Source organism: Burkholderia sp. GW821-FHT14F03 (assembly GCF_058803765.1).
Window position 1 is genome coordinate 1 of sequence record NZ_JBXAPG010000106.1, and the last position, 4,811, is coordinate 4,811.

A 4,811-nucleotide genomic window follows, 5' to 3' on the forward strand; every position below is an offset into this window, starting at 1 on the left:
GCCTTTGCCGGGTTCAACCAGACCCGAAACGCCGGAAAACTCGCTCTAGATCTGGTCCGGGAAACCCAAGCGGATCAGGATAAAAGAGAACTCACTTGCCAAATGGCTACAAGAAACGTCCCAGGTCAGTCCAGGACAGGCTGATAGCGATAAGCGCTGGCGCTCATGCCAATCACCCGCAACGCGCGTCGCTCGCTCAAGCCGCCGTGAGTCATATGGCGCACCAAGTCTCGGCGTGACGGTGCGCTCACCACTTTTTTCGCAGCGCCTCGCGGGTGACTTCAGTCTCCAGCATCGATTCTGCGAGCAACTTCTTCAGCCGGTTGTTTTCCGCCTCAAGCTCTATCAGGTGTTTCGCATCGGACACGCTCATGCCGCAGAATTTGCTGCGCCACAGGTAGTAGCTAGCCTCGGAAAAACCATGCTGGCGGCAAAGCTCCTTGATTGGCAGGCCGGCCTCCACCTCGCACAAAAAGCCAATGATCTGCTCTTCAGTGAACCGCTTCTTCATGTCCAATCTCCTGACTACGTGATTGAACTCTAAAGCGTCGCGCTACTCAAGGGTGGGGGACGTCGCACGGATCACCGACAGGATTATGAATGGCGGCATGCCCGTTGGGGTCTACATCTTTATTCCAGCAGGTAAACTGGAGCCTTACAGTTACTGCAGACTGATATGCATCACCCCAGCGGCCAGTATTCAATCTATTTTTAATATCCCGGGCGACGGCCATTTCTGACTCATGGTTTTGCCCTCGATTCTCGCCATAAAGCGTCATGGACAAATAGCGCAACCCTTCAAGATTGGGGTGATTTAATTTTGAGATAAATCCAACTGAGTGAACATGGCAGTCAGATTGATCTGCCGGAAAGCCTGTCACTTTGCCCGCAACATGCCTCCCACTAAACCAACTTTTCCCTAGTCGATCGGCATATTAATTTCCCTAATCCTCTGCTCCATTGAGTCCGCTAAACAGGAGTTATCAGTGCCGCACGAATTTCTAATCATGAGCCATTTTTTTTGGCTGCTTTTCACATGCATCACTTCGCCGGGACTCTCCCTCTCAGTAGATTCCAGGAGCGTTCGATAGGCTGAAGCTACACCTCTATCAAGCCCGGAAAGTGCATGCGATTTACAAATTGCTCTTTCAGATTGGAGCCTTGCATTAATGCAAGAGAATGATGGCGATGGTCTGGCGTTGATTGGCACTCGCTTGAGTATCAAGATGGTTTCGTCATACCATCGGAGAGCAATTTCATCACTACTGATGAAGAATAACCAGGACCCGTCGGAGAAAATTTCATCACCATTTTGTGACGAGTGAATTGATCCATTCCAGGCTTCACCTGAGCAATTAATATGCAAGAAATTTACAACCCGTGACTCCGGGATATTAAGCTCGTAGTCCTTTGCTACCGATCCCGTGTCACTTAATTCATGCGCAAGGACTCGATTCAGCGTGCTGCCTACTACAACAGATTTCGATACGGCCACAGGATTGTGGCAGGGAATCGCTTTCTCGGGTGTGTTATTTACAATCTTGGAGAGACTGAAATCAAAGATTCTCCACCTAAGCATGGGGGAGTTCCAGCCATACTGGAACGTTCGAGATGACTGGGTATTGCGGTGGACTTCGCTAACCTCCCACTTCCCCAGCAATTCGATAGGTAGCTGTTGGGGGGGCTGAACTAAAGGGGAGGAATAGACAGCGCTTGCTGCGACCAGTGACACACAAGGAATAGCTCTTAGCATCTTTCCCCAAAAAAGCGCAATTCGGCTGAAAGCACTGATTGAGTAATTCTCACGGAAGTTCAATTTTCACTCCATGATATTCGTAGCGACCATTGAGAAGGAGGTTGGTTTCATCATCCCTTCGCTTCACCAAACCGACAAACACTTTTCCTGCTGAAGTAACTCCTTCCTTTATCTTGCTGGTAGCATCAGTCAGATTGCCATCATTAATAAAACTGGTTACTGAAGACCATCGGCCCGCCGGATTGTAAGCAAAGCAAGTCAATGCATCGAACTCATGCTGCGCGAGATCGGAATCTACACTATCCCTAACCATCTTTTCGTAATGAGGAGCTATAAGACGAAGCAAGGCGAACTCTTGTTCTTCGGTTAGCGAAACAAGACTCTTATTGTTTTTTCGGAATTCATCGGCCGCCGTTTCGGTTAGGCCTGATGCCGCCGAAATGCTGGTTGCGACATCCTCAGAGAGACCAATTGAGATCATGTCGGAACGAATGCTTGCGGCACTTCGCATTTTCATGTCGTAGCCTGGACCAAGAGTGACGCCGCTGGCTCCTTTGGGCCAATGAAGAACGTTAGAAACACCTCTGAGGGTCTCTTGCTTGAAGATAAACCAAAATCCTCTCTCGGATAGTTTCGTGGCGGAATAACGAAGAAAATTACTTGAGATTGAAACTGGATGAATGTAGAAAGATTTATCGGTAGCAGGGATTCCGTCTATTTTTCCTTCAACGTCCTCCCACCAAAAAAGTTCCTGCATGCGAGATTTCTCGCTTTCCCATGCCGGCATGTCGGTCGGCGAGATCTGAGAGTCATACTGCTTCCAGGCCTCCGGATTGGCCTTCCACTCGCTGGGGTAGCGCAGGATGATCCGCGAGAGTTGCTGTACGGTACTGCGGCTGCGTTGGGCCGCCTGGAGTTCGCCCAACGTCAGCTTGCCGTCCGGGTGGGTGTCCAGAATGCTGAAAACCTGCTGTAGGGGCGCATCCAGCTGACTCTTCTTGAGTGGCATTTCGCCGCGCTGAAATGCAGCCATGTCTGCCAGGGCCAGGAAGTAGCTGCCGTAAGCGGCCGTTTGAGATTCGGACTCAATTATTGAAAAGTCCACCCATTCGTGTGGAGAGTGCAAGCTGATGCCTGTATGGCCTGCTTCGCCTGCCCAGCCCGTTGCGCAGGTGGTGCTGTCTCTAACTTGCACCTGCCACCAACGTTTTCCCGCTTCATCCAGTGCGAGGCCGATAGGTTCGGAGGTAGGATCCGGCGTAGCGGGGCGCGCCAGTTCCAAGGCCGAAATAGCAAAGTGATGAGGGACATTGCCGTTCTTGTAGCCGTTGGCGGTGAAGGCGAGCGGATAGCTATTCCAGCCGCTAAGATCTGATAGCACCAACCTCTCTTTCTTGAGATTCTTGAGGTCGTACAAACCACGGTAGGTAGTCGCCGCAATCCATACCGACTCCGCATTCGGCGTTGCGACACGAATGCCCCGATACACTGTAGCCTTGGCCTGTCCATCGGTGCCTCGATTGTTTTCGGCAACAAGATCCGTAGCGGTATAGGGATTGGTGTTGGTGTGTCGATACAGCTTTATTTCTTGGGCTCCAGCCGGCAGCTTTGCTCGTCGCTCTATCCATTGCAGCTCAGCCACAGGTTTGACTTTCACATAGGTCGCCTCATCCGGCGGGATGCCATCAAGCTCCAGTACCAACCCTAGGCGGAGAACCCCTGTCTGGATGGGGGCCAGGACCGCATTGCGCAATTGTGCGCCGGGCGCTACTCGCAACACCGTCCTTTCTTCCGGTTTAGCCGCTAGCGCTGCGGCTCTACTCTTCTTCAAATAGGCCGGAAGGTCGGCGCCCGCGATGATCTCGTGGTGCAACATCTGGCGGGGCGAGCTGGGGTCGACTACCCGGCGATACTCGCCCAAGTGCCCGAGCAATGCTCCTGCTTTAACCTTGATCGGGGTCTTGGGAACCACCACCTCATCAAAGGTCTCCGGCACCTGTGAGTGCGCCTCCAGCGCGGCAAGATGAGCCCAGCCGCTTATGGCGCGGGCCTCAATCGCGGCATCACCTGTCTTCGGAGGCGCTACGTTGCCTTCGGCTATCGATTGAACGCGTACCCATCCTTTCTGGATTTCGCCGCCAATGATGCGCGTACCGGGAGGCAGAATACCTTGAATAGGGGTTGTGCCACCTACGGGCTGTGCGCGCACTCTCAGTCCTTGGATGACAGGCGCTGCAGAACCTTTGGTTACCTCTTGCTTGTCGTTCGCCTTCGGTGAGACGCGGTAGATTTTGGAGGTCCAATACGGTGGCCGCGGAGCCTTGGCTCCCAGACGTTCGTATTCTTCGAAGGATCGCAAATGCATGGACAGGCAAAAGTAGGTCAACTTGTTGCCTGCTGGATACTCCAGGGTGTGCCGGGTGAGGACGAATCCCGAGCTGTAGAGCACGTTATCCGACATTGGCGGTTTGGCTCGGCCCCTGACGGAGAGGTAGCTACGGTTCACCCGATAGGCTACGACCTCACCTTTCGCGATAGCGCGAACGCCTTCGTCAAGTGCCAGGGTGTTGGCCATGGCTGGCTCATAGTGAATGCCGCAATGCACACCCGAAGGGCCAAGCGGATAGTAGCCACTCGATGCCATCGTCAGCGCATCGTAATAGACGTCCGCGTTGCGTACTTCTTTGCCGGTCTGGTCTTTGAACGGGAACTTGAATGTGGACATGACTGCTCCGTGTCCTTAGGCGTCGCCAGAGAAAGTGGGGAGGTAAGTGGCATCCGGCTCTTCCCCAGACTCCGGGTTGCCCTGCAAGGACAGCGAGTTGCCCTTGCCACCGCCTTGCTGCTTCATCGGGCCTTTCAGGGTGATAGCGACGCCATTCAGCGTGATGCCGCCGTCGTGCAGGGTGATAGTTCCGCCTGGGCCGCGTAGCCGAAAAACTTCGCCCGCCTGCAGCTCGACGACCTTCGAACGCTGCCGAATGGCCTGGCCGGCCTGCAGCTCGGAGTGCCCCTCAACGGTGTGCTCCTGATGCCCGCCGATGCTCACCCAGTG

General features: G+C 53.7%; 3 protein-coding genes and 2 pseudogenes. All 5 read right to left on the minus strand.

Annotated elements, in window-relative coordinates; all coding sequences use genetic code 11:
- Nucleotides 1–128 precede the first annotated feature (128 nt).
- Nucleotides 129–511, minus strand: a pseudogene (locus AC1RQF_RS33085) (transposase); the annotation flags it as partial.
- A gap of 46 nt (nt 512–557) precedes the next feature.
- Entirely contained in the window at nt 558–881 is a 324-nt protein-coding gene (locus AC1RQF_RS33090; RefSeq protein WP_492874328.1) for a hypothetical protein, read from the minus strand.
- 38 nt (nt 882–919) lie between these two features.
- Nucleotides 920–1,816 (minus strand): lysozyme inhibitor LprI family protein, encoded by an 897-nt coding sequence (locus AC1RQF_RS33095; protein WP_492874330.1) that lies wholly within the window; start codon nt 1,814–1,816, stop codon nt 920–922.
- Nucleotides 1,803–4,481 (minus strand): DUF8812 domain-containing protein, encoded by a 2,679-nt coding sequence (locus tag AC1RQF_RS33100; protein ID WP_492874332.1) that lies wholly within the window; start codon nt 4,479–4,481, stop codon nt 1,803–1,805. The genes AC1RQF_RS33095 and AC1RQF_RS33100 overlap by 14 nt, the downstream gene beginning before the upstream one ends.
- A 15-nt stretch (nt 4,482–4,496) precedes the next feature.
- Nucleotides 4,497–4,811: pseudogene (locus AC1RQF_RS33105) on the minus strand (type VI secretion system tip protein VgrG); the annotation flags it as partial.

What these genes read in the sequence shown, in the direction of transcription:
- AC1RQF_RS33100 (WP_492874332.1), bottom strand. Translation starts at nt 4,481, where the DNA reads ATGTCCACATTCAAGTTCCCGTTCAAAGACCAGACCGGCAAAGAAGTA.